This window comes from Parabacteroides sp. AF27-14 (genome assembly GCF_003635425.1).
GTDB classification, from domain to species: domain Bacteria; phylum Bacteroidota; class Bacteroidia; order Bacteroidales; family Tannerellaceae; genus Parabacteroides; species Parabacteroides distasonis.
Map to the genome: position 1 here is coordinate 47319 of NZ_QTLZ01000014.1, position 23258 is coordinate 70576.

Consider the following 23258-nt stretch of genomic DNA (forward strand, 5'->3'; position numbering starts at 1 on the left):
GTTGATAAACAAGGTGGATGGAGTAATGGATGACTTGATAGACGATTTGTTTATTTTGAGATTGATAAGGGCAGGTGACCGGCTGGCCTTTAAGCATTTGTTTGAGTTATATTTCGCTCCCTTATGCCGTTTCGTTCATTTATATATAAAGAAGCCGGAAGCGGCGGAAGATATCGTATTGGATATATTCACTGGTTTCTGGGAAAAACGGGAGACATTGCAAATTCAAGTAACCATAAAAGCCTATCTTTTTCAGTCCGCACGAAATAGGGCCTTAAACTATCTGAGAGACAACGAGCATTTTGTCCCGACAAATGATTTCTCATCCCTAGAACGCTTTGAGAACGATGATACCTTAGAAACACGAGAATTACAACGTTTGATTCAAGAGGCTATTTTATCTCTTCCCCCAAAGTGCCAAGACATTTTCAACAAGAGCCGCATGGAGAACTTATCCAATAAGGATATAGCCGATCAAATGAATATCGGCGTAAAAGCTGTTGAGGGACATATCTCGCGAGCCTTGAAACATATCCGGGCTTACTTGGGAGATGCCTATCATTATTTGTGGTGATATTCTCTTTTCAACAAAAATACTAAAAAGCATGTAGGGTTATCCTCTTTTGAAGTGTCATACTATAAAAATGATGCTTTATGAATAAAGATATACCATGGCGATTCATTATCTCTCATTTGAAAGGCGATGTGGATGAAAAGGAGGAGAAGCTGTTCTGCGAATGGCTTCAAGAGGAAAGGAATACGCTCCTGTTCCGGGAACTTGAATCATTGTGGCGAGAGATTAGGGAGGAGACTTCGACCTATACGCCAGATACTGATTATTATTGGAGGCAAATGGAAAGCCGGATGTTGCGGAAGGATGAAAAGCCGAAATCTGTGCCATTGTGGAAGTTTTGGATGGCGGTATCTGTAGCTACAGTGTTATTGGTGCTTTCGCTCACTTTTTCTTTTTTATATAACAAGACGGAATATTGGACGGACTCTTCCTGCAAATTGTCTTATTCCTCTTTAAGTGGTAAATCCAAGATTATATTGCCGGATAGTAGCGTGGTTTGGCTAAACTCGGGTTCCTCTTTGCGATATGCGGTGAACTTCTTTGAGAATCGTGAGGTGGATTTAAGCGGGGAAGCCTTATTTGATGTGACAAAAGATAGTCGACATCCTTTTGTCGTATCAACTTCCGGGGTGAAAGTGAGGGTACATGGAACCCGCTTTAACGTAAACTCTTACTCAAAGGAGGAAAATATCTTGGTTACACTTTTCCAAGGTTCTGTATCCTTAGAGGCCGGAGGGCAAGAGGCTTATCTGCATCCGGGCGAGCGAGCCTCCGTGAGCAAGAAATACAGAACTTTGGATATAACCTCAGCCGATATGTTCTATGACTCATTCTGGGCAAGCGAGAGTGTGAGGTTTGAGGCGAAATCATTACGATACATCACCCGCTATCTGGAGAAATGGTATAACGTGAAGATTGAGGTAGATCCTTCCATTCCGGATTCGCAAGCCTATACCTTTACAATCAAGGATGAATCGCTGGAAGTGATCTTGCGGATCATGTCCCGTATCAATCCGATTTCCTATATGTTCGATGGGAATGATCACGTAAAAATAACACATGTCGAACCTTCTAAAAAATAATGCCTATGAGATAAACCGGATAATATGCAAGAAAAAGGCTTAAGCAGAAACTTAAGCCTTCCGGGAGAAATCCCTGATTCAAATTAAAATCTATTTACAGCTTATCTCAAATTTGGCCGTTTGTGTAAAGCCGTAAAGATGTTAACTTTAAATATCATGCAAATATATGAAGAATAAAAGACAATTTATGAAAGGAAGAAACAGTTTATGTGCGATATTCTTTCTTCTATTCTTTTCTTTACGTTTGTTAGCCGGTGAGGTTGCAGGCAAGAAAATATCCGTTTCATTCTCGAATATACCGTTGAAGGAGGCGATCTTAAAAATAGAGGTTGCCAGTGGTTACACGTTCTTCTATGACGGTAATAAAATCGACTTGGGTCAGAAAGTAAGTTTGAGCGTATCCGACCAACCGATTGAGTCAGCCTTGCATTCTATGCTGAAGACCACGAAACTTACGTTTGAGATCACCAATAAGCAGATCGCCTTATTCAGTAAGCAGAATGCTGGTTCCCCGATAGGGAAAGCGCCTCATAAAATTACAGGTACGGTGGTGGATGCCTTAGGTAGTCCGATAATCGGGGCAAATGTGATGGTGAAGGGTACGAATAATGGTACAATTACCGATTTGGGTGGAAACTTCTTGATTGAGGCCTCGGAAAATGATGTCTTGCAGGTATCTTATATCGGTTATATGCCGCAGGATATCCCGGTTCAAGGAAATAAGGAAATAATAATCACTGTTCGTGAGGATACACAGGCTTTGGATGAGGTCGTAGTTGTTGGTTATGGAACTCAGAAGAAAGTAAATTTGACAGGTTCTGTTTCTTCAGTCAAATTTGATGAGGAATTGGCGAATCGTCCGATCACTGATGCTTCTCAAGCACTTTCCGGAAAGGTTTCCGGCGTGTGGATCAGCCAGAATTCGGGTAAGCCGGGAGATGATGGAGCGCAATTGAGAATTCGTGGCTGGGGTACATTGAATAATTCGGACCCGTTGGTGATTATTGACGGAGTAGAAGGGGTATTCAGCCAAGTAAATCCGAGTGACATCGAAAGTATCACAGTCTTGAAGGATGCGGCTAGTGCGGCTATTTACGGATCAAAGGCCGCTAACGGTGTCGTTTTGGTTACGACGAAGATGGGAAAGAACAATGAGAAAACCCAAGTAGAGTTGAACTCTTACGTCGGAATGCAGCAGATCGGACGTCATTTTGATTTAGTGACGAATAGCGCCGAGCATATGACTATGGCGAATCAAGCTTTGGTGAATGGGGGAGAGAACCCTCTTTTCTCGGAAACATTGATCTCTAATTTCGCAAACGGAACAGATCCTTATAAATATCCGAATACGGATTGGTATGATTCTCTTTATCGGAATGCTTTAATAACAGGGCATAATTTATCCATTCGCGGTGGATCGGAGAAACTATCTTCCTTCTTGTCTTTGAACTATTTGAGTCAGGAAGGTATTTTGATGAACTCTAAGGCGGAGCGGTTCGGTATCCGGGCAAATGTGGAGTATAAAGTGAATTCATGGTTGAGAGTTGGCGCTCGTTTGAATTATACTCGTAGGAATTCCCAAGAGCCTTTTGATTTGTTCCGTGTATTCGAACAGCAACAAGGCGCGGCTCCTTTCATCGCTCCATATACCCGGGATGGCCGTTTCGGTTCAGTAGAGGCGATTAAGGATGATGGCACTTTATTGTATACGACTTATCAGCCGGTTATAGACGCTTCGAACGGGGCGACTAAAACATCCAAGGATTATATGGCTGTAAATGCTTTCGCTACCGTGGATTTTACGAAAGACTTGAACTTACAAGTAACATGGGCCTCTAATGGCAATTGGAAAATGGTTGATAAATATAATGAGACCCTTTATGGATATACGGATTCTGGCATAGAGACGATACCGAAAAATTACAATCGTGATGGTATTGTGTTGAGTAGAGAGCAAGTATCGACCATGCGTAATAATTTCCAAGCGACATTAAACTATAGCAAGCGATTTGCGGATAAGCATTATGTTGCCGCTATCCTTGGTACCCAATTGGAGAATTACAGTATAAAGAACGTATTTGCCCGAAGAACCAACCCACCCAAAGAAGGATTAACCCAAGTGGACGCGGGAACGGAAGGTATCAAGGGAGAGGGAAATTTTGAAGGTCTACGCATGGCATCTTATTTTGGTCGATTGAATTATGCCTTTGCGGATAAATATTTATTTGAGATGAATCTCCGTGCCGATGCCTCCTCTCGTTTTAAACGGGGAAATCGCTGGGGTGTTTTTCCGGGTTTCTCTGCAGGATGGCGTTTGAGTGAAGAGGCGTTTATTAAGAACCTGAATCTGTTTTCTAATTTGAAACTACGTGCGTCGTGGGGACAATTAGGTAATCAAACCATTGAAGGATATTGGCCTTATTTAACAGTGATCTCCCAAAATTATGACTTGAGTTATAATTATGGAGGTTCATTGGCTCCGGGTGCTGCCGTAACCGCTTTGGTGGATGAGGATATTACTTGGGAAACTACTTCTTCCTTGGATATTGGCGTGGATTTGGGCTTCTTAGGTAATAAGTTGAATATTGAAGCTGATTACTTCAATAAAAAGACAACCGATATTATCGTTCAATTGCCAATACCAAATGTATTAGGGGATAAGACCGCACCGTTTGAGAATGTGGGCGAAATGAAAAATAATGGTTTTGAGTTAGTCGTGAATTATGATAATCTTGAGACGAGCAGAGATCGCCTTGGATTTAACGTAGGACTAAACTTTACGTATATCGATAATAAAGTAACGAAATTTCAAGGAGGAAACTCTCCGGACCAGCTTTATTTGATTCGTGAGGGATATCCGTATAAGGCTTTGTATGGCTATAAAGCGGTTGGCATCTATCAATCGGACGAAGAAGCCGCTCAACATATGCATAGCAATGGGCTTAAGCCGGAAATGGGAAATCTGAAATACGAGGATGTTAATAACGATGGAAAATTAGACTATCAAGATAAACAAGTACTTGGTAATACGATTCCTAAAATTACGTATGGACTTACTGCCGGCTTACGCTATAAAGGGTTTGACTTAAATATCTTATTCCAAGGTTTGGGACAGGCGAATGCGTTTACGAAGAGCGGCATGACCCGTATGCAATACGAATGGCTGACTATTTCTGATAAATGGCGGGATGCGTGGAGCCCAGAGAATCCGGACTCAAATATACCGATGCTTCGGTTTGACTCTTCATGGGACACGTATGACTCCTCATTTTGGGTGCATCGTATCGATTTCTTGAAATTGAAGAACTTACAATTAGGTTATGCGTTCCCTGAATGGATTACCTCAAAGCTAAAAATGCAACGGTTGTACGTATATGCGAATGCCCAGAACCTGTTTACGATTATGTGGAAAAAAGGGTATGAAGGATATGATCCGGAAAGAAATACGTTTGATTCGGGTACCAATTATTACCCGACTCCGAGAATATTTACATTTGGTATAAATCTTAATTTCTAAAAGTATGAAACAGTTATTAGCATATTGCTTATCAATTATACTATGTGTCTCTTTCACGGGATGTATGGAGAATTATTTGGATTTGTATCCTGAGGATAAGATTACTTCGGCGAGTTTCCCGGAAAATGAATCGGATATCAAACTCCTTTTAAATGGTGTCTATGCTCAATTGAGGGAAAAAGAGGTTTATAATCAAGGCTTGTTTGGCTTTGGCATAACGGATGGAGCTACCCCTAACGCATTTAACTGGGGAACGGATGAGGTTTTTAATAAGCTGGGTGCCGGGCGATTGAGCTCTAGTGACGGAGGAGTCGTAACGTATCGTTGGAAAAGATGTTACGAGATAATCTCCCGGGCAAACTATTTGTTGGCCTGCATGGATTTAGTGGATTTGTCGGAAGAAGCGAAAGCCAAATATTCAGGTGAGACTCATTTTCTACGGGGACTGGCTTATTCCGTGCTAGCGGAAACCTATGGTGGGGTACCTATTATATTGACGGATATATCCACGGAAGAAGCTCGTAGCTTGAAGCGGGCGAGTTTGGAGGAGACTTGGCAACAAGCGCTGGATGATTATGAGGTTGCGATCACCAATCTGGGAGTGGATGCTCCCGAGCCGGGGCGTGCTACCAAGGGGGCGGCTTTAGGTATGAAAATGCGAGCCTACTTATACCAAGGTAAATACAAGGAGGTTCTGTCTTGTGTCGAGCAAATTGATGCGTTGAAGAAATATGGTCTATTCCATAGTTATGAGGGTTTGTTTGATCCGGCGAATGAGAACAATAAGGAAGTATTGTTTGATATCCAATATATTGAAGGCGAGAATTCGCAAGGTTCCTATATTGACCAGTATTGCGGAACGGGTACCGGAAGTTGGACCCGTGGAAGCCGTTATGTCCCTACGGATGATTTGGTAGCGGCTTATGAGACGATCGACGGCTCTCCTGTAGATCCCGAGAATCCTTATGAGAACCGGGATCCTCGTTTAGGTTTCACGGCTGTACTTCCGGGTTCTTATTTCTTGGGCTATCGTTTCCCTAATTACCTGTATCCGGGAGGTGCGTTTAATCATGCCGGTAATCGGTTGAAACATTTAAGTACCCGTAAATATCGGATTCAGGATGAGTCAAAGCTTCCTCCTTCCGGGCAGTCTTATATCAATGATATCATACTGAGATATGCGGATGTCTTATTGTCAAAAGCGGAGGCGATTATTGAGACGAATGGAAATGTAGCGGATGCGATCGCTATCCTCAACCGGATCCGTACGGAAAGGGATGACGTTAAGATCTCTTTGCTGCCGACATCTATGAGCCGTGAGGAGGCTCGTAAGAAAGTGAGACATGAGAGACGGATTGAGTTAGCATTAGAAGGACGTTATTGGTCAGATGTAAAACGTTGGAAAATCGGTAAGGAACTTTACCCTATGATTATTAAGGATCATGAGGGTAGCGTGATCGAGACGAAGTTCCCAAATGGCTATTTGGAATATTACGATTTATTACCGATTCCTGATAGCGAGCGTTCTTTGAATCCGAATTTGGATCAGAATCCGGGTTGGTAATGTGCAACTAAAAGAAAAATGAAATGAAACTTATATCTAACATAATATCGGTATTAGCCTTTTCAGGAGCGGCCGTGGCTACTCAAGCGGCGGAAAGGCCAAATGTGATCATCGTATTTATCGATGATTTCGGATATGGGGATTTAGGTTGTTACGGGAGTACGAAGCATCGTACTCCCCATATCGACCAGATGGCTAAAGAGGGAATACGACTGACCGATTTTTATGTGGGTTCGAGCGTGAGCACACCTTCCAGATCGGCTTTATTGACAGGGTGTTATCCAAGGCGAGTCTCCATGCATGTAAATGCGGACCCTACACCTTTGATGTCCAAAGGGAGGCAAGTGCTATTTCCTGCTTCGCATAAAGGCTTGAATCCCGGTGAGATAACGATCGCCGAGTTGATGAAGGAGCAGGGATATGCGACGGCTTGTATCGGGAAATGGCATCTAGGGGATCAATTGCCATTTCTTCCTACCCGGCAGGGTTTCGACTACTATTATGGTATTCCTTATAGTAACGATATGGATCGTCCGTATTGTCCGTTACCCTTGATGGAACAGGAGGAGGTAATAGTGGCTCCTGTCGGTCATGATTCCTTGACGATTCGTTATACCAATAAGACTGTGGAGTTTATAAAGTCTCATAAGGAATCTCCGTTCTTTATTTACTTGTGCCATAATATGACTCATAATCCGTTAGCGGCTTCTCCCGCTTTCAAGGGAAAGTCTCAGAATGGACTCTATGGAGATGCGATCGAGGAATTGGATTGGTCGATGGGAGTCTTGCTTGAGACTTTAAAGGAGGAAGGATTGGATCAAAATACCTTGATTATCTTTACTTCCGATAATGGTGCGGATGAACACTTCGGTGGTACGAACCGTCCGTTGAGAGGCCAAAAGGGTACGACGTATGAAGGTGGGTTCAGGGTGCCTTGTATAATGAGATGGCCCGCTAAAATACCGGCGGGACAGGAAACTGATAATCTGGTGACTTCGATGGATTTCTTACCGACATTGGCGCATTATTGCGGTTATGCGGTTCCTTCCGACCGGGTGATAGATGGGCATAATGTGTCTGGAATCTTGGAGGGAGAATCGATGGCATCGCCCACGGAGACTTTCTATTATTACCAGAAACAACAATTACAGGCGGTACGTTGGGGAAACTGGAAGTATCATTTACCTTTGAAGGAACGTATCAAAGGCCCTCACTTCCCGGATACGGAAGTCGGTGAAGCTCGTTTATATAATTTGGCGAATGATTTGTCGGAAACAACCAATGTCATCGATAAACATCCCGAAGTAGTGACGAAGATGAATCAATGGATCGAACAGGTTCGTAGTGATATGGGAGATTGGGGATATGAAGGCCGGAACCAGCGTCCTGCCGGTATTATAGATGAACCTTTTCCCCGTTTACTTAAATAAAAAGATACGCATATGAAAACACTGAAATCATTGTCTGTTTTAACAGCGGCGGTATTATCGAACAGCTTGAGCTTGAACGCTGCCTCGGATGCGGCCAATAAGCCTAATTTTGTAATCATATTCTGTGACGATATGGGATATGGGGATTTGAGTTGCTATGGGAATCCCACGATCCGCACACCGAATATAGACCGTATGGCTTGTGAAGGAATGAAGCTGACCCAGTTTTATGTGGGGGCTGGGGTCTCTACGCCAAGTCGGGCCGCGTTAATGACCGGACGTTTGCCGGTTCGAAATGGATTGTATGGAGATCGTGTGGCCGTACTTTTCCCTAACTCAAAGGCAGGGTTAGGGCAAGACGAGGTTACGATCGCCAAAGTTTTACAACAAAACGGGTATGCGACCGGCTGTGTAGGCAAATGGCATTTAGGAGCGTTTTCTCCCTATTTACCGACGGATCATGGTTTTGATACCTATTTCGGCATACCTTATTCCAATGATATGAGCCCCGTTCAGAATAAAGGCGCGCATGCACGGAATTTTCCTCCGACTCCATTGATAGTGGATGGTAAGCAAATCGAATCGGAACCGGATCAGGGAGAATTAACCCGTCGCTATACGGAGAAAGCGGTATCGTTCATCAAGGATCATTCAAAGGAACCTTTCTTCCTTTATTTCGCTCATACCTTCCCGCATATCCCATTGTACACGAATGCCCGTTTCGAGGGAACGAGCAAACGAGGCCTGTACGGAGATGTGGTTGAGGAAATAGACTGGAGCGTTGGGGAGGTGTTGAAGACTCTGCGTGAAAATGGCTTGGACGAGAATACGTTTGTTATTTTTACCAGCGATAACGGCCCTTGGCTGACGGAGCATGAGAATGGTGGTTCCGCAGGTCCGTTGAAGGATGGCAAGGGTACTTGGTGGGAAGGTGGCTTCCGGGTTCCGGCCATTTGTTGGATGCCGGGAAAAATCAATCCGGCGATCAACGATGAGATTATGACCTCGATGGATTTATATCCGACTTTCCTCTCGATGGCGGGTATCGAGCAACCGAAAGATCTTGTATTGGATGGCGTGAATCAAACCGGATTATTGTTTGAGGAAAAGCATTCCGCCCGTGATGAAGTTTATTATTGGTGGGGAAGCGAGTTGATGGCGATCCGTAAAGGGGAGTGGAAGTATTATTTTAAGACGATCAAGGACCAATATCTGCGTACCTGTAAGATCGAGACTCCGGCAGAACCCTTGTTGTATAACGTGGAGACAGATATCTCAGAGCGATTCAATCAGGCGGATAAGCATCCGGAGATCGTGAAATTACTGATCGAGGCCGGTGAGAAACATAAGAAAGGAATGAAGATCAAGCCTTCCGTATGTGATATGATGTAATGGGACATTTAAAAACACTAGATTAGATGAATAAATATATACTAACAGCGGCTTGCGGATTGGCTTTTTCCGCAGCTTCCGCACAAACAAAGGCTTTGCCGGATAGCCCGAATATCCTGCTGATTTTGGTGGATGATTTGGGATATGGCGATTTGTCCTGTCAAGGAGCCGCCAAGGACATTCAAACTCCACATATCGATAAATTATTAAAAGAAGGAGTTCGTTTCACGAATTTCCATGCGAACTGTCCGGTCTCCTCTCCTAGTAGAGCCTCGTTATTAACCGGGCGTTATCCGGATATGGTAGGTGTACCGGGAGTCATTCGTACGCATAAAGAGGATAGTTGGGGGTATCTGTCGGAGGATGCCGTATTATTACCCCAGATGTTGAAGAAAAGAGGCTATCATAATGCGATGGTTGGAAAATGGAATCTAGGATTGGAGTCTCCGAATACCCCTACGGAAAGGGGTTTCGATTTCTACCGGGGATTTTTAGGGGATATGATGGATGATTATTATACCCATCGTCGTTTCGGGAATAATTATATGCGTGAGAACTTGAAAGAGATCGATCCACAAGGACATGCTACAGAGATTTTCTCTGATTGGGCGATCCGTTACCTGTCGGATATGAAGCAAAAACAAGAACCTTTCTTCTTGTATTTAGCTTATAATGCCCCACATACCCCGATACAACCTCCTCAGGAATGGCTGGAAAAGGTGAAAAAGCGTGAACCGTCACTTCCTGAGAAGCGTGCTAAGATTGTCGCCTTGATTGAGCATTTGGATTATAACGTCGGACGTGTGTATGAGGCCTTGGAACAGAATGGCCAGTTGGAGAATACGATCATTATATTTACCTCTGATAATGGAGGGCAGGACGATGCGGGTGCGAATAACGGCCCGTTCAGAGGCGCGAAGCAGGATATGTATGAGGGAGGGATCCGGGTAGCCGGAGGTATTTATTGGAAGAACCAGATCCGTCCGGCGGTACGTGATAATTTCGTCATGCTTTCGGATATGTTTCCGACCTTATGCGATCTGACAGCCGTGCCTGTATCGCATGAGATCGACGGTATCAGTATCTTGCCTCTTTTGCGGGGTGAGGAACAAGATACCGGAGATCGAATGGTGCATTGGGTACGAAGGGAAGGTAATTCCCGATATGGAGGTCAGGCATATTACGCATCTCAATACCGGGATTTCAAGATTTTACAAAATACTCCTTGGGAGCCTATCCAATTCTTTAATATAAAGGAAGATCCGAAGGAACAAAGTCCGATCGGGGAACGATCTTCGGATACGTATAAAAACTTGTTCAATGGCTTGATGGAGCATATCCGTCAGACGGGTATGATACCGTGGCAAGGCAAACGGTATAAGTGATTTTCCCATGTGATTTTTTAGAAGCACGTACATCGTTATTCATGGTGGTGTACGTGCTTTTTTGTATTTTTTTATTGCTCTTAACTGAAATTGAATGTTTTTTGTGTATGTTTGCGGGAAATCTTCGGGAGTTTTATTTATATGGAAATATCCGATGAGAAGCTATGGGAATCGTGTCTGAAGGGAGATAAGGAAGCCTTCCGTGAGCTTTATTGCCGATTTTACGCATTGCTGCGCAATTATGGAATCAAGTTATTTCCCGACAAGAACTTGGTGGAAGATTGCGTACAGGATATTTTTATCAATTTGATTCAAAACCATACCTCCCTCTCTCCGACGGCGAATGTCAGAGGATATCTGCTTAAGGCTTTAAGACATAAGCTGTATGATACGATCGAGAAAAACAGGAAAATGGAGGATGTCTCCTTATATGAGGACGTGTTTCAAGTGGATGAGTTATTCTCCCGTATCGCATTGGATACGACAGATGCGGACGACCGGGTTAAACTTTTGATGAAAGCCTTGACAAAACTTTCTCCCCATCAGCGAGAGATCATTTATCTTTATTATGTAAATGAATTGGGGCATAATGAGATAGCTGGTATTTTAGGCATAAATTACCAATCCAGTAAAAATTTATTGTCTAGAACACTCCGTAAGTTAAGGCGGTGGTTCTCGTTGGAGCTTTAATGTATTCTTGGACTCTCTTTATGTCGCAGTATATCAAAGATATATTGTGCCAATAATTTTCACCTTGATGGCACAGTCGTGCCATCCAAGTGGCACAGCTGTGCCATCGGTGTGGCATAGTTGTGCCATCAAGGTGGCACAGCCGTGCCCTAGGGATGGCAAAAGAGGTTGTAAGAATGAAAAAAATGGCGGATTCGCTATTTTTCCCGGTAAAAAGTGAGTACCAAAACGAATTCCATCCGTAATAAGAGTAAACAGGTATCTCGTGAATAAGAAACAGGACATGGTTGAGAAGGATTCATTTCGGCAAGCCGGAGAAGATTTGTTGCGTAAAGTTCGTGAAGAGGAGCGAGTGGATTCGCGACTGGCACTTTCTTCTTGGCAGAAGCTGGAGGAACGTTTGAATGCTCCCCGTAAGACCTCTGTTTTACGTATACGCTATCTTGTTTCTTCCGTAGCGGCCGCCGTCATGTTGCTTCTTGCCGTGGGATGTTATTTTTGGATGATGGGACATGATAAATCTTCATTGCCTTTGGCCTTGTTGGAGGAAAAGAATGTTGGCGCCTTGCCGGGGGATGAGATTGTCTTGGTGAAGGATCAAGGTTGGGTTCAACTGAAAGATGAAGCTACGGTAATTTATGATACGGTAGGCAAATCAAATGTAGAGGAACACCAAATAGAAAAGAATGAGCAAGAAACTAAAATTGATGAGCCGGATCAAATAATAGTACCGAAAGGACGGCGTGCGAATATCGTATTTTCAGATGGAACTAAAATGTATATTAATGCAGAGACCCGGGTGATTTTTCCTACGGTTTTTGCTAAAGATAAGCGGGAGATATTAGTGGATGGAGAGGTCTATTTGGAAGTTGCTGCGGACCCTTCTCGCCCTTTTATTGTTAAAACGAGTACGATCGAGGTAAAAGTGCTTGGCACTCGATTCAATGTGTGTGCTTATCGGGATGAACCTGCGGCTTCCGTTGTATTAGTGGAAGGACAGGTCGAGGTGAAAAATGGCGATAATGGTAAGAATGTGCTGAGCCCTGATGATATGCTTGAGTTAAAGGGTAAAGAGATATCGATCAAAAAGGTAGATGTCTTTGAACATATTTGTTGGAAAGATAACTTGATGCTGTTAAATGATCGTAAGGTTGGAGAGGTCTTAAATCGGTTGTCTCGTTATTATGGCCGGACTATTTTATTTGGCAAAGAGATAGGTGAAATACCTATTTCAGGAAAATTGGACCTGAGAGAGAACTTGGAGGAAGTTGTTGAGATTATTTGTCAATCTCTTTTTCTACGCCAAGAGAGAGATGGGGAGAATAATATAATTTTATTAAAATAATTTGCCTATGGGAAAGGAATGATCTGTAAGCGTGTTTGCATTTACAAGAGAGCCAGAAGATACTGCCATATCTTCCGGCTCAAGAGCTTTGTTTAATCAATAATTACGTACTAAAGAAAAAACATTACAAAGGTATGAAGAAAAAAGAAGATTTCTGCCGAGGATCAAATCATTTTCTCAAAAGTCTTGGTTTAGCCTTATGTCTGGTAAGTTTTGGAGGATCTGCGATATATGCGTCTTCCCTATATGCGCAACGGACTATGCTAAGCATTCAAATGAATGATCGTACGGTAGAAGATGTATTTGAATACATTGAGAAAAACAGTGAGTTTATTTTTGTGTATCATGGTTCTAACATTGATTTGCATAGGAAAGTTAATCTGGATGTTCGGGATCAGTCTGTAGAGATAATATTAGATAAATTATTCAGCGGAACGGATATTGAGTATATTATTAATAATCGTCAAATAATCGTACGTCGAGACACGAAAAAAGAGGATTTACCGATTGCTAATCAACAGACGAAAAAGGTAAAAATAACAGGTGTCGTGAAAGATGCTCACGGGGATCCAGTGATTGGTGCGAATGTAGTAGAAAAAGGAACGACTAACGGCACTATTAGTGATCTGGACGGAAACTTTTCCTTGGATGTTTCCGCTGGGAATGTGCTAATGGTATCTTATGTCGGTTTTCAAGAAAAAGAGGTTCCTGTTGGGGATAAAAAAGTTCTCCAGATAGTGCTTGATGAAGATTCAAAAGCCTTGGAGGAAGTTGTCGTTACCGCTTTGGGTATTACTCGTTCAGAGAAAGCGTTAGGTTATGCTACACAAAAGTTCAAGGGAGATGAATTGGAGAAAGTTAAGGGCGTGAATATCGCGACGAGTTTAAGTGGTAGGATCTCGGGCATGCGAGTGTATAATTCTACGGAATTTGGGGTCGCTCCTAAGATAAAATTACGTGGAGAGGAGCCTTTGGTCGTCGTGGATGGCGTTCCTACAAATCAAGCGTTTAGTGATTTCAACCAGGATGTGATTGAGAATATTACTGTGTTGAAAGGGGCTACGGCCTCTGCGTTGTATGGTTCCCGAGGAGGTAATGGAGCGATCATGATTACCACTAAGAAAGGGGGTGATAAGGGCTTTTCTATAGAGGTAAATACCAGTAATATGTTTAATGCCGGACAGTTAAAAATACCGGAGGTGCAGACGGCTTATAGCGCCGGGTCTGGAGGTAAATTTGATAATATAGATTATGTCTGGGGCGATAAGTTGGATATTGGTCGTGTTTATACGCAATGGGATCCTATTAAGAAAGAGTATCGGGAAATGGAGTTGACTTCGAGGGGTAAGAATAATTTTAAGAATTTCTTGGAGTTTAGTATGATCAGTAATACTACGGTCAGTGTATCCTCTTCTGGTAAGAATGGAAGCATCCGCACTTCTTTGTCTTATTTGTATGATAAGAATCAATATCCGAATTCACGTAAGAATAAATTCTGGTATAATATTGGTGGAGAGCTGAAACTAGGCAATAAGGCGAGCGTGGAAGGTAGTATGAACTTTACGCAGGAATCTGCGCCGAATACGGCTGGGTATGGATATGGTACCGGATATATGTACAATATTTTATTATGGACTGGTCCGGAGTATGATCTGCGGGATTACAAGGATTATTGGCTTGTCCCAAATGAAAAGCAAAATTGGCATTATACGGATTGGTATGATAATCCTTATTTTGAGGCTTATGAGAAGATTAAGTCGATAAATAATTTTACGACGAATGGTTCATTGTCTTTTAAGTACGAGATACTCCCTTGGATGAAATTGCAATTGCGTGCGGGAGGAGTCGCTTATGCGAATAATAATGTGACTCGTTCTTCGGTGGGAACGATCTCTAAAGGCCGTGGTGGCTGGGAAGACGGAGCGCTGGGTTATTATAAAGAGGGCAAGAAGACTGGTTTTACCATGAATTATGATTTCTTCTTGCTGTTTAATAAGAAGCTGAGTGATTTTAGTGTTGACGGTTTATTGGGAGGTTCTCTTTATTATACGAAAACAAAGAATCTGGAAGCTTCCACGAAGAATGGCTTGTCTGTTCCCGGTTTTTATTCGATAAAAGCTTCCGTAGAAAGTCCGATCGTGGATGCGGAGACTAAGACGAAAAAAGTGAATAGTCTGTTCGGCACGTTGACATTGGGGTATAAGGATACTTATTATCTGGAGGCTACTGGGCGTAATGACTGGTCTTCTACTTTGCCTTCAAATGATAAATCATATTTTTATCCTTCCGTGGGAGTGAGTATTATTCCTTCTAATATAATAAGCTTGCCGGATTGGATACCCTTCTGGAAATTGAGAGGATCGTGGACTGTCTCTAAAACCGATTTAGCTATTTATGATTTAGATCGGGCCTATACGATTAAACAGAATGTTTGGGATGGCTTGAATACGGCTAGTTATCCGGATTATTTGCGTGGCGACGTAAAGCCTATCACGAATCGTACATGGGAAATAGGTACGGGCATTCATTTCTTGCAAGGACATCGCTTGAAATTAGATGTGAGTTATTTCAATAAGTTGACTTATAATAATACGATCAGCCAAAGGATATCTTCCGCTACGGGATATAAATCGAGATTGATGAATATTGACGAAGAATATGTTCGTCGGGGGGTGGAGATTTCTATTGACGCTACTCCGGTGCAAGTCCGTGATTTCTCATGGGATGTGTCGTTGAATCTTTCGACGAGCAAGAGGTATTACGCTAAATTGGATGAGAGCTTCAGCCCGGATAATTTGTGGACATACGTGGGCGCTCGTACGGATTCTTATTCATATAAAGGCTATGACAAAGATCCGGATGGTAATTATATTATTAATACGAATGGCTTGATGTCTAGGAGCCAATATAGCTCTTTGATAGGTTATACGGATCCGGATTTAGAGTATGGTCTAGCAAATGTATTCAAGTATAAGAACTTTACGCTGACACTCAATTTTGATGGCCGTATTGGTGGAAAATCATGGTCGAATACGGAATTCCACATGTTGGAAACCGGCGCTCATCCGGATACGGACAATCAATGGAGATATGATGAGGTGGTGAATGGCAAGAAAAATTATGTGGGTGAAGGTGTCAAGATTGTATCAGGCGAGGTCAAATATGATCAATATGGCAGGATTACATCAGATACGCGGGTATTCGCTCCGAATGATATCGAGACTTCTTATGAGGATTTTGTAAGAAGCAGCCATAATAATCCAGATAAATTAGTTCAGAAAAAGACGTTCTTGAAATTGAGGGAAATGTCAATCGGATATAATTTGCCGAAGAAGTTTATTAGTAAGTTAAGTATGAATAGCTGTTATGTAGGCTTTATCGGACAGAACTTATTTGTGTTGACCAAAGATTTTAGATTCTCGGATCCGGATGGCTTTGAGGATATTGAGGGCGAGGATATATCTTCTCCATCTATAAGGTATGTAGGTGTAAACTTAAAAGTTGAATTTTAAAAGCTAAACGTATGAAAATTAAAAATATATTGATATGCGGACTGGTTTTGTTGGGTATGGTTGGATGTGATGATTTCGAAAGCGTAAATACAAATCCCGACTCAACTAACAAAGTAACATCTGCGATGTTGGCAACAGAACTGTTACGTGATATTACCACCTATAAAAATGGGAATGGAAAGGATTTTATCCGGGATGAATTGTTAGCTAAGTATTTGTCGTGGACAGAGGCTAATGATATAGATCTGGCATTCAATTTGTTGGGTGGAGCGAATTATGATGCTTTGAGAGATTTGCGGAATGCCTCGAAGATGATTGATTTTGCGACGAATGATGAGTTGAAAAACTCCTATACGGCATTGTCTCATTTCGTACGGGTTTTCTTTTTCTTCAATTTGACAATGCAAGTGGGGGACATACCTTATTCTGAAGCTTTAAGAGCTGAGGATGAAGAGGTGTATTTCCCGAAATATGACTCTCAAAAAGATGTTTTTCTCGGGTTATTGAATGAATTGGATGAGGCGGACCGTCTCTTTAGTGCTGGCACTAATTTTGAGGGTGATTATATTTATGGAGGGGATGTGACGAAATGGCGTAAGGCTGTGAATGTTATGCAATTGAAGTTGCTTCTTAATTTGTATAAAAAGGTCGATGATCCGGATTTAAAGGTTCGGGAAAGAATCAATGAGATTATCAATAACAGACCTGTTTTTGAGTCGAGTGCGGATAATTTCCAAGTTGTGTACTCTAATAAGGCTGGACAGAAATATCCTTATTTTAAGGAAATTAATAGTTTTGTGAATAATGACAGGATGACTAATCTTTTTGTTGATAAATTGAAAGCCTTGAAAGATTATCGTTTATTTTATTATGCGAAACCGACACCGAGCTCAGAAGAGGCCAAGTTGGATCCCTCGGAATGGGATGCTTATGGTGGAGTTGACCCGACCTTACCGGAGTCTGAGATCTTGACTTTTGTGAGTGGGGGAACTGTTTCTCAAATAAATGATCGCTACGAGGAACTGCCGGAGGGCGAGCCTGTATTTTTCTTGAGTTATCAAGAACAAAATTTTATACTGGCTGAGATGGCTCTGAGAGGTTTTATCTCAAAAAGTCCCAAAGAGTATTATGAGGAAGGCGTTCGTTCTTCAATGCGGTTTGTGGCGGATAATACCCCCGATGATGTTATGTTCCATCATAATCGAAAAATAACAGATGCCTATATTCAAGAATATCTCGGAAACCAAGGCGTTAAGTTCGCTAGTGCTTTTCAAGAACAGTTGAGTCAGATTATTTGGCAAAAGTACATATTGACGTTTCTTCAAACACCTTACAATGCTTTCTTTGAATATCGTAGGACAGGTGTACCGAATATTCCGATAAATCCGAAATCGAATAGGAATATACCTTCTGATAAAATGCCGTTAAGATGGATGTATCCATCGGAAGAGTTGGATTACAATATGGATAATGTCTCAAAATCAATTAGCGACCAGTATGGAGGGTCGGATGACTATATGGGTGTCATGTGGATTTTGAAATGAGAATGTCATGCATATAATTTTCCGGGTCATTTCAAAGGAAAAAAGTGCTCTTTTTTTGTTATTTCTATAAAGATATTTACCTTTGTCTCTATGTTAAGGATAATAACACATATTGAACGCTTGTTGCTGACGCACGATTGTGTGATCTTGCCGAAGTTTGGTGGTTTCGTGCTGCAAACTTTGCCGGCGACGTATCAGGAAGAGGAACATTTGTTCCGGCCGATGCGTAAAGAGGTTATGTTTAATGTCACGCTACAGCATACAGACGGCTTGCTCTCCGAGTCATATATGCAGACGTATGGCGTTGATTACCGGAAAGCTCAGTTGATGCTGGAAGAGGATATCGAGGCTTTGAATGTTTCTTTGGAACAAGACAAGCGGATAACATTGGGGCGAATCGGGACTTTCTCTATAGGAGAGGAAGGGCAGACCATTTTTACGCCGGGCGATTCTGGGGTATTCAATGCGGATTCGTATGGTTTACCATCGTTTCATTTTCCGGTTTTGCGATCATTGGAGGAGGAGCGGGAAGAGGTTGCTTTACTTGCGGGTAAGAAAAAGAAAGATGTGTTCTATATCCCGGTTAGTCGTAAGTTGATCCGGGTTGTCGCGGCATCAGCTGCTGCTGTCGCATTATTCTTTGTGGTTTCAACTCCGGTGAAAGAAGTAAACCTGTCCGCTTATACAGCTAGTTTTGTTCCTACGGAGATGATAAATTATAGGTTCGAGGAACCTATTTCTCAGCCGGAGGAAATTCAAATATCTCAAGTGGACGAGATGGTAGCGGAGGTAACTCCCAAAATAGAAGCGACTAAGGAGACTGAGATTGCCAAAGCGCCTTCTGCCCCTGAGGTAAGGAAAGAAGTCGCTGTCCCCGCTCCGAAAGCGGAACTCGTGGCGACGAAAAAGATGTATCATATCGTAATAGCGAGTTTCCCGACAGAGGAGCAGGCGAATGAGTATATATCCGGTGTAGACCGCACGCAATGTAAGAATGTAAGCAAGGTGGTTCGTGATGGTAAATATCGTATTTATGCGGATAAGTTTAATAACCGAGCGGATGCCGAGAGCTACATGGCGACACTTCGAAAAATAGAAAAGTATAAAGATGCTTGGCTGTTTATTAGCCGTTAATAAAAAAGCCTGATCGAAAGATCAGGCTTTTTTATGACTTGTCGTCGTTTTGTGGCCGGGGCAGTCTTTTCTTCTTCAACCGTCCTGCCTTTCGTAAGGCTTGGTCCAGAATGTACTGGATTTGGCCATTGGTGCTGCGAAATTCGTCCGCAGCCCAAGCTTCGATAGCTTCCATCATATCAGCGTCCACCCGAAGGATGAAGCTTTTGATAGTATTATCTTTTTTGGCCATATACTAGTATTAATATTAAATTCTTACATTAATGATGTAGGGTCCCGGTATTTACGACAGGTTGCGCTGCCTCGTCAGCGCAAAGGACCACCAACAGGTTGCTAACCATCGCAGCCTTTCGTTCCTCATCCAATTCCACAACATTGTCTTGATCCAGTTTGTTCAAGGCGAGTCGAACCATGCTGACCGCTCCCTCCACGATCCGTTCTCTTGCGGCGATAATGGCTTCCGCTTGCTGGCGGCGTAACATGACTCCGGCGATCTCGGAAGCATACGCTAAGTAATTGATACGAGCTTCCAATACCTCAATGCCTGCTATCGCCAAACGACTGTTTAATTCCTCCTCCAGTTTTTGGGCGACCTCCCCGTCATCGGATCGTAAGGTGACGGGATCTTTGCTCTCGTTATAATCATAGGCATACATGCCAGCTATCTTACGGATGGCGGCGTCACTTTGTATCTGCACGAAATTCTCATAATTCTGCATTCGTTGGGATAATTCAGAGGATTCTCCCATTGATATGAATGATTTATTCGAGGAGATACTAATGGACGAAGAATCGATGTCGAACATCGCTTTATAAGTATCCTTGACTTTCCATACCATCACGGCCCCGATCATAACCGGATTACCGACCTTATCGTTAACCTTGATAGGAGGGACATCTAAGTTACGGGCACGTAACGTGATTTTCTTTTTGCTGTAAAGTGGATTGACCCAGAAAAATCCGTTATCAGTAGTTGTCCCTTTATATTTTCCGAAAAAGAGCATTACTCGGGCATTGTTGGGCTCGATTTCCATGAATCCCAATAAACAAACCACTAACAGGCAGAGTCCGACGATGCCGGTGATTACGCTCCAAGTCTCGTTGGTGCCTGCGATTAAATAGCAGCAGAGACCCGATAGAGCCAATAGGAGAAAAAGGGCAATAAACCCCGAGATTCTCAGTCCGTTGAATGTCTTTTCGGTTGCTTTCATAATAATTTGTTTTTGATATTAATTTGATATCACAAAATAAGTGATTTTTATGGAGACTGCCAAATATTTTGAGGGATATTATTAGAGTGATCTGTAAATATTTTCATAGCTTTGTCTCATCTAAAAATTATATACTTGGACTTTCAGTTAGACACGAACAATAAGGAGTTTCAGGATGCCTTGCAACTGATCACCCACACTCGCCAGTCTGTTTTCCTGACAGGGAAAGCAGGGACCGGCAAGTCTACTTTTTTGAAGTATATTTGCAATCATACGAAGAAAAAGTATGTGGTGCTGGCTCCTACCGGAATAGCGGCCATAAATGCGGGCGGCGTTACCTTGCATTCCTTTTTCAAGCTCCCTTTTCGGCCGATGTTGCCGGATGATCCGGATTTAAGTTTGTCGCATGGTCGTATCTTTGAGTTTTTCAAGTATCCGAAGGAGAAACGGAAAATTATTGCGGAGGTCGATTTGATCATCATTGACGAGATATCGATGGTGAGGGCGGATATTATTGATTGTGTAGATCGTATCTTGAGGGTCTATTCCGGTAATATGCGATTGCCTTTTGGCGGAAAGCAGCTATTGTTCGTGGGAGATGTCTTCCAGTTGGAACCGGTTGTTCCGTCGGATCAAAAAGAGATATTGAGTTTGTTCTATGCGAGCCCTTTCTTTTTCTCGGCTCGTGTGTTCAAGGACATTAATTTAGTGCCGATCGAGTTGCAAAAAGTGTATCGCCAGACCGATTCTGTTTTTATCAATATATTGGATCGGATTCGTAATAATGCCGCTAGAAAACAGGAGTTGGATACGTTGAACGGTCGTTATTTTCCGTCTTTCGAGCCTCAGAATGAGGATATGTATATCACGTTGGCCACTCGCCGGGATCAGGTTGATTTTATCAATGAGAAGAAGTTGGCCGAGCTTCCCGGAGAAGAGTACGTCTCCGTGGGAAAGATCGAGGGGGATTTTCCGGAATCCTCACTACCTACCCAGCTGAATTTATCCATCAAGGAACAGGCGCAGGTTATTTTTATCGATAATGATTATGAGCGTCGTTGGGTGAACGGGACGATCGGTATGGTATCGGGTATCGATGAGAATGGAAATGTTTATGTCTTGCTGGAGAGCGGTGTAGAGCATTTGGTCGAACCTACCTCATGGCGAAATTATAAATACAAATATAACGAGAAAGAGAAACGGATCGAGGAAGAGATTGTCGGTACGTTCGAACAATTGCCGATTCGTTTGGCTTGGGCGATCACGGTGCATAAGAGTCAAGGCTTGACTTTTAGCCGGGTGGTAGTTGATTTGACCGGAGGGGTATTCGCCGGGGGACAAACCTATGTGGCGTTGAGTCGTTGTACTTCATTGGAAGGATTGGTGCTAAAAAGCAAGATCTCTTCCCGGGATATCTTTATCCGGAAAGAGATCGTAGAATTCAGCCAAATATTCAATAACCAAGCATTAATAGAGAAAAGTATCAAAGAGAGCGAGGCGGAATTGCAATATGGTCGGGCGGCTCAGGGTTTTCGGCAGGGTAATATGAAAGAGGCGGTCGAGGCTTTTGCCGCCGCCGTATCTAAACGGAATGAATTGGATAATCCGATGGTACAACGGCTGCTTCGTTTGAAATTGCAAGCCTTGAATAGTCAAAAGGCACAGATTAAGGCTTTGAGGGAAGAATTGCATTCGCTTCGTGAGACCCAGAAAGAGTATGCGCATGAATATTACTTGATGGGTAACGAGTGCATAACGAAGGCCCATGACGCGAATGCCGCTATTCGTTGTTTTGATAAAGCCTTGAATTTGAATCCGAATTATGTGGAAGCTTGGGTACGCAAAGGGGTTACTTTATTGGATATAGGTGAGGACTACGACGCTCTGGTTTGTTTAAACAAAGCGGTAAAATTAAGTCCGAAATCTTTTAAGGCCCGCTATAACCGTGGAAAATGCCTATTGAAGCTCAAATATTACGATGAAGCTATTCTGGATTTCCAGCAGGCGGTAAGTATCAAACCTAAACATGCGGCTTCCCACGAATATCTGGCGGAGGGTTTCCGGGCGATCGGAGAGGACGAATTAGCCCAGCGGCATCAAGATATAGCGGATGCCTTGCGAGGAGGAGAGGATATATGATGAAATAGAAAAGGCGGGAAAATTTGTTCCCCGCCTTTTTTATGGAGTTATATCTCTTGATTAATTAAAGATGTAACGGATACCAACCTGCATTTTCCAGCATTCAGTATAGATACGGTTATAAGAATAAGTCTCGGTCGGATATTCACCATTGATCTTATACATGGAGAAAATTGGAGTCTTGTTATCATCCATACCTTCATATTTCAAGATACGGCAACCGTTGGAAGAAGATGCGTTCTTTATTACACCCCATTTCGAGTTGATCATATTACCGATATTCATGAAATCAAGGCTCAATTGGAAATGATGTTCGGTTTTACCTGCAGGGTAATGTTGGACTGAACGGTAGATCGATAACCTACGCCAGAAATCATAACTTTGTATGGACTTCTTGTGCGCATACCTCATAGAGACAAACGTTCGTGATCGTACTATAATCTGTTCCTGAAGGTTCATGAACCGCCAGAAAGATCACATCAATAACTTGAAACATGACTTCTACTCATACTGACTATTGTTACCTGCACTTGTGTCGGGATGACAAACAAGAAATTCAGTACAGCTAAAAAGAATAGTGTCTGTAAATGTCTGCTCGCAATTTAAAATGGTAAGGTAAGTGACTTGCTCTTAGTATTTATAATTCTTTAATTTCCACAGTAATATGTTTTTTATGATATGAGGTATAATTTATGTTAAATATTAGACGTATTTTTTTTATTTGTAAATATTATGCAAA

General features: G+C 42.5%; 16 protein-coding genes. 13 read left to right on the plus strand and 3 right to left on the minus strand.

Annotation, left to right across the window (positions count from 1 at the left end; genetic code table 11):
- Positions 1–25 precede the first annotated feature (25 nt).
- From DWY79_RS14410 to DWY79_RS14465, 12 genes are all read left to right on the plus strand, one after another.
- A complete protein-coding gene (locus DWY79_RS14410; protein WP_005867186.1) occupies positions 26–574 on the plus strand; it encodes an RNA polymerase sigma-70 factor in 549 nt (182 codons plus the stop codon).
- A gap of 80 nt (positions 575–654) precedes the next feature.
- On the plus strand, positions 655–1656 hold the full coding sequence (locus tag DWY79_RS14415; protein ID WP_005867187.1) for a FecR family protein: 1002 nt from the start codon (positions 655–657) through the stop codon (positions 1654–1656).
- Positions 1657–1822: 166 nt separating this feature from the next.
- Positions 1823–5173 carry a TonB-dependent receptor gene (locus DWY79_RS14420; RefSeq protein ID WP_122369563.1) on the plus strand — a complete coding sequence of 1117 codons (3351 nt, stop codon included), beginning with the start codon at positions 1823–1825 and terminating at the stop codon, positions 5171–5173.
- A 4-nt stretch (positions 5174–5177) separates the two neighbouring features.
- Positions 5178–6737, plus strand: a complete 1560-nt coding sequence (locus DWY79_RS14425) for a RagB/SusD family nutrient uptake outer membrane protein (protein ID WP_122369564.1) — start codon at positions 5178–5180, stop codon at positions 6735–6737.
- Positions 6738–6760: 23 nt separating this feature from the next.
- On the plus strand, positions 6761–8167 hold the full coding sequence (locus DWY79_RS14430; protein WP_122369565.1) for a sulfatase: 1407 nt from the start codon (positions 6761–6763) through the stop codon (positions 8165–8167).
- 12 nt (positions 8168–8179) lie between these two features.
- A complete protein-coding gene (locus tag DWY79_RS14435) occupies positions 8180–9559 on the plus strand; it encodes a sulfatase (protein WP_122369566.1) in 1380 nt (459 codons plus the stop codon).
- 26 nt (positions 9560–9585) lie between these two features.
- Positions 9586–10944 carry a sulfatase gene (locus tag DWY79_RS14440; RefSeq protein WP_048927510.1) on the plus strand — a complete coding sequence of 453 codons (1359 nt, stop codon included), beginning with the start codon at positions 9586–9588 and terminating at the stop codon, positions 10942–10944.
- Positions 10945–11085: 141 nt separating this feature from the next.
- Complete coding sequence (locus tag DWY79_RS14445) at positions 11086–11634, plus strand: RNA polymerase sigma factor (protein ID WP_122369567.1); 549 nt, start codon at positions 11086–11088, stop codon at positions 11632–11634.
- A 265-nt stretch (positions 11635–11899) separates the two neighbouring features.
- Positions 11900–12979: a FecR family protein gene (locus DWY79_RS14450; protein ID WP_199705239.1), complete on the plus strand. Its 1080-nt coding sequence runs from the start codon at positions 11900–11902 to the stop codon at positions 12977–12979.
- A gap of 134 nt (positions 12980–13113) precedes the next feature.
- Positions 13114–16491, plus strand: coding sequence for a SusC/RagA family TonB-linked outer membrane protein (locus DWY79_RS14455; protein WP_122369584.1), 3378 nt, complete (start codon positions 13114–13116; stop codon positions 16489–16491).
- Positions 16492–16502: 11 nt separating this feature from the next.
- Entirely contained in the window at positions 16503–18035 is a 1533-nt protein-coding gene (locus DWY79_RS14460) for a SusD/RagB family nutrient-binding outer membrane lipoprotein (protein WP_122369569.1), read from the plus strand.
- A 90-nt stretch (positions 18036–18125) separates the two neighbouring features.
- Positions 18126–19169 (plus strand): SPOR domain-containing protein, encoded by a 1044-nt coding sequence (locus DWY79_RS14465; RefSeq protein WP_005867201.1) that lies wholly within the window; start codon positions 18126–18128, stop codon positions 19167–19169.
- 31 nt (positions 19170–19200) lie between these two features.
- Here DWY79_RS14465 and DWY79_RS14470 read toward each other — a convergent pair whose 3' ends face one another.
- Both DWY79_RS14470 and DWY79_RS14475 read right to left on the minus strand, forming a co-directional pair.
- Positions 19201–19401, minus strand: coding sequence for an Arc family DNA-binding protein (locus DWY79_RS14470; protein ID WP_122369570.1), 201 nt, complete (start codon positions 19399–19401; stop codon positions 19201–19203).
- Between the two features lie 28 nt (positions 19402–19429).
- Complete coding sequence (locus DWY79_RS14475; protein ID WP_122369571.1) at positions 19430–20380, minus strand: SPFH domain-containing protein; 951 nt, start codon at positions 20378–20380, stop codon at positions 19430–19432.
- Between the two features lie 135 nt (positions 20381–20515).
- Here DWY79_RS14475 and DWY79_RS14480 point away from each other — a divergent pair, with 135 nt between their 5' ends.
- A complete protein-coding gene (locus DWY79_RS14480; protein ID WP_122369572.1) occupies positions 20516–22519 on the plus strand; it encodes a tetratricopeptide repeat protein in 2004 nt (667 codons plus the stop codon).
- A 60-nt stretch (positions 22520–22579) separates the two neighbouring features.
- On the opposite strand, the gene DWY79_RS14485 is transcribed toward DWY79_RS14480, so the two are convergent.
- Positions 22580–22930, minus strand: coding sequence for a hypothetical protein (locus tag DWY79_RS14485; RefSeq protein WP_233563989.1), 351 nt, complete (start codon positions 22928–22930; stop codon positions 22580–22582).
- Positions 22931–23258 lie beyond the last annotated feature (328 nt).

Excerpts from the sequence above, each read along its gene's own strand:
- DWY79_RS14420 (WP_122369563.1), top strand. The coding sequence starts at position 1,823 with ATGAAGAATAAAAGACAATTTATGAAAGGAAGAAACAGTTTATGTGCG.
- DWY79_RS14410 (WP_005867186.1), top strand. The coding sequence starts at position 26 with ATGGATGACTTGATAGACGATTTGTTTATTTTGAGATTGATAAGGGCA.
- DWY79_RS14475 (WP_122369571.1), bottom strand. The coding sequence starts at position 20,380 with ATGAAAGCAACCGAAAAGACATTCAACGGACTGAGAATCTCGGGGTTT.
- DWY79_RS14465 (WP_005867201.1), top strand. The coding sequence starts at position 18,126 with ATGTTAAGGATAATAACACATATTGAACGCTTGTTGCTGACGCACGAT.
- DWY79_RS14485 (WP_233563989.1), bottom strand. The coding sequence starts at position 22,930 with ATGAGGTATGCGCACAAGAAGTCCATACAAAGTTATGATTTCTGGCGT.
- DWY79_RS14440 (WP_048927510.1), top strand. The coding sequence starts at position 9,586 with ATGAATAAATATATACTAACAGCGGCTTGCGGATTGGCTTTTTCCGCA.
- DWY79_RS14455 (WP_122369584.1), top strand. The coding sequence starts at position 13,114 with ATGAAGAAAAAAGAAGATTTCTGCCGAGGATCAAATCATTTTCTCAAA.
- DWY79_RS14415 (WP_005867187.1), top strand. The coding sequence starts at position 655 with ATGAATAAAGATATACCATGGCGATTCATTATCTCTCATTTGAAAGGC.
- DWY79_RS14435 (WP_122369566.1), top strand. The coding sequence starts at position 8,180 with ATGAAAACACTGAAATCATTGTCTGTTTTAACAGCGGCGGTATTATCG.
- DWY79_RS14425 (WP_122369564.1), top strand. The coding sequence starts at position 5,178 with ATGAAACAGTTATTAGCATATTGCTTATCAATTATACTATGTGTCTCT.
- DWY79_RS14445 (WP_122369567.1), top strand. The coding sequence starts at position 11,086 with ATGGAAATATCCGATGAGAAGCTATGGGAATCGTGTCTGAAGGGAGAT.
- DWY79_RS14470 (WP_122369570.1), bottom strand. The coding sequence starts at position 19,401 with ATGGCCAAAAAAGATAATACTATCAAAAGCTTCATCCTTCGGGTGGAC.
- DWY79_RS14460 (WP_122369569.1), top strand. The coding sequence starts at position 16,503 with ATGAAAATTAAAAATATATTGATATGCGGACTGGTTTTGTTGGGTATG.
- DWY79_RS14430 (WP_122369565.1), top strand. The coding sequence starts at position 6,761 with ATGAAACTTATATCTAACATAATATCGGTATTAGCCTTTTCAGGAGCG.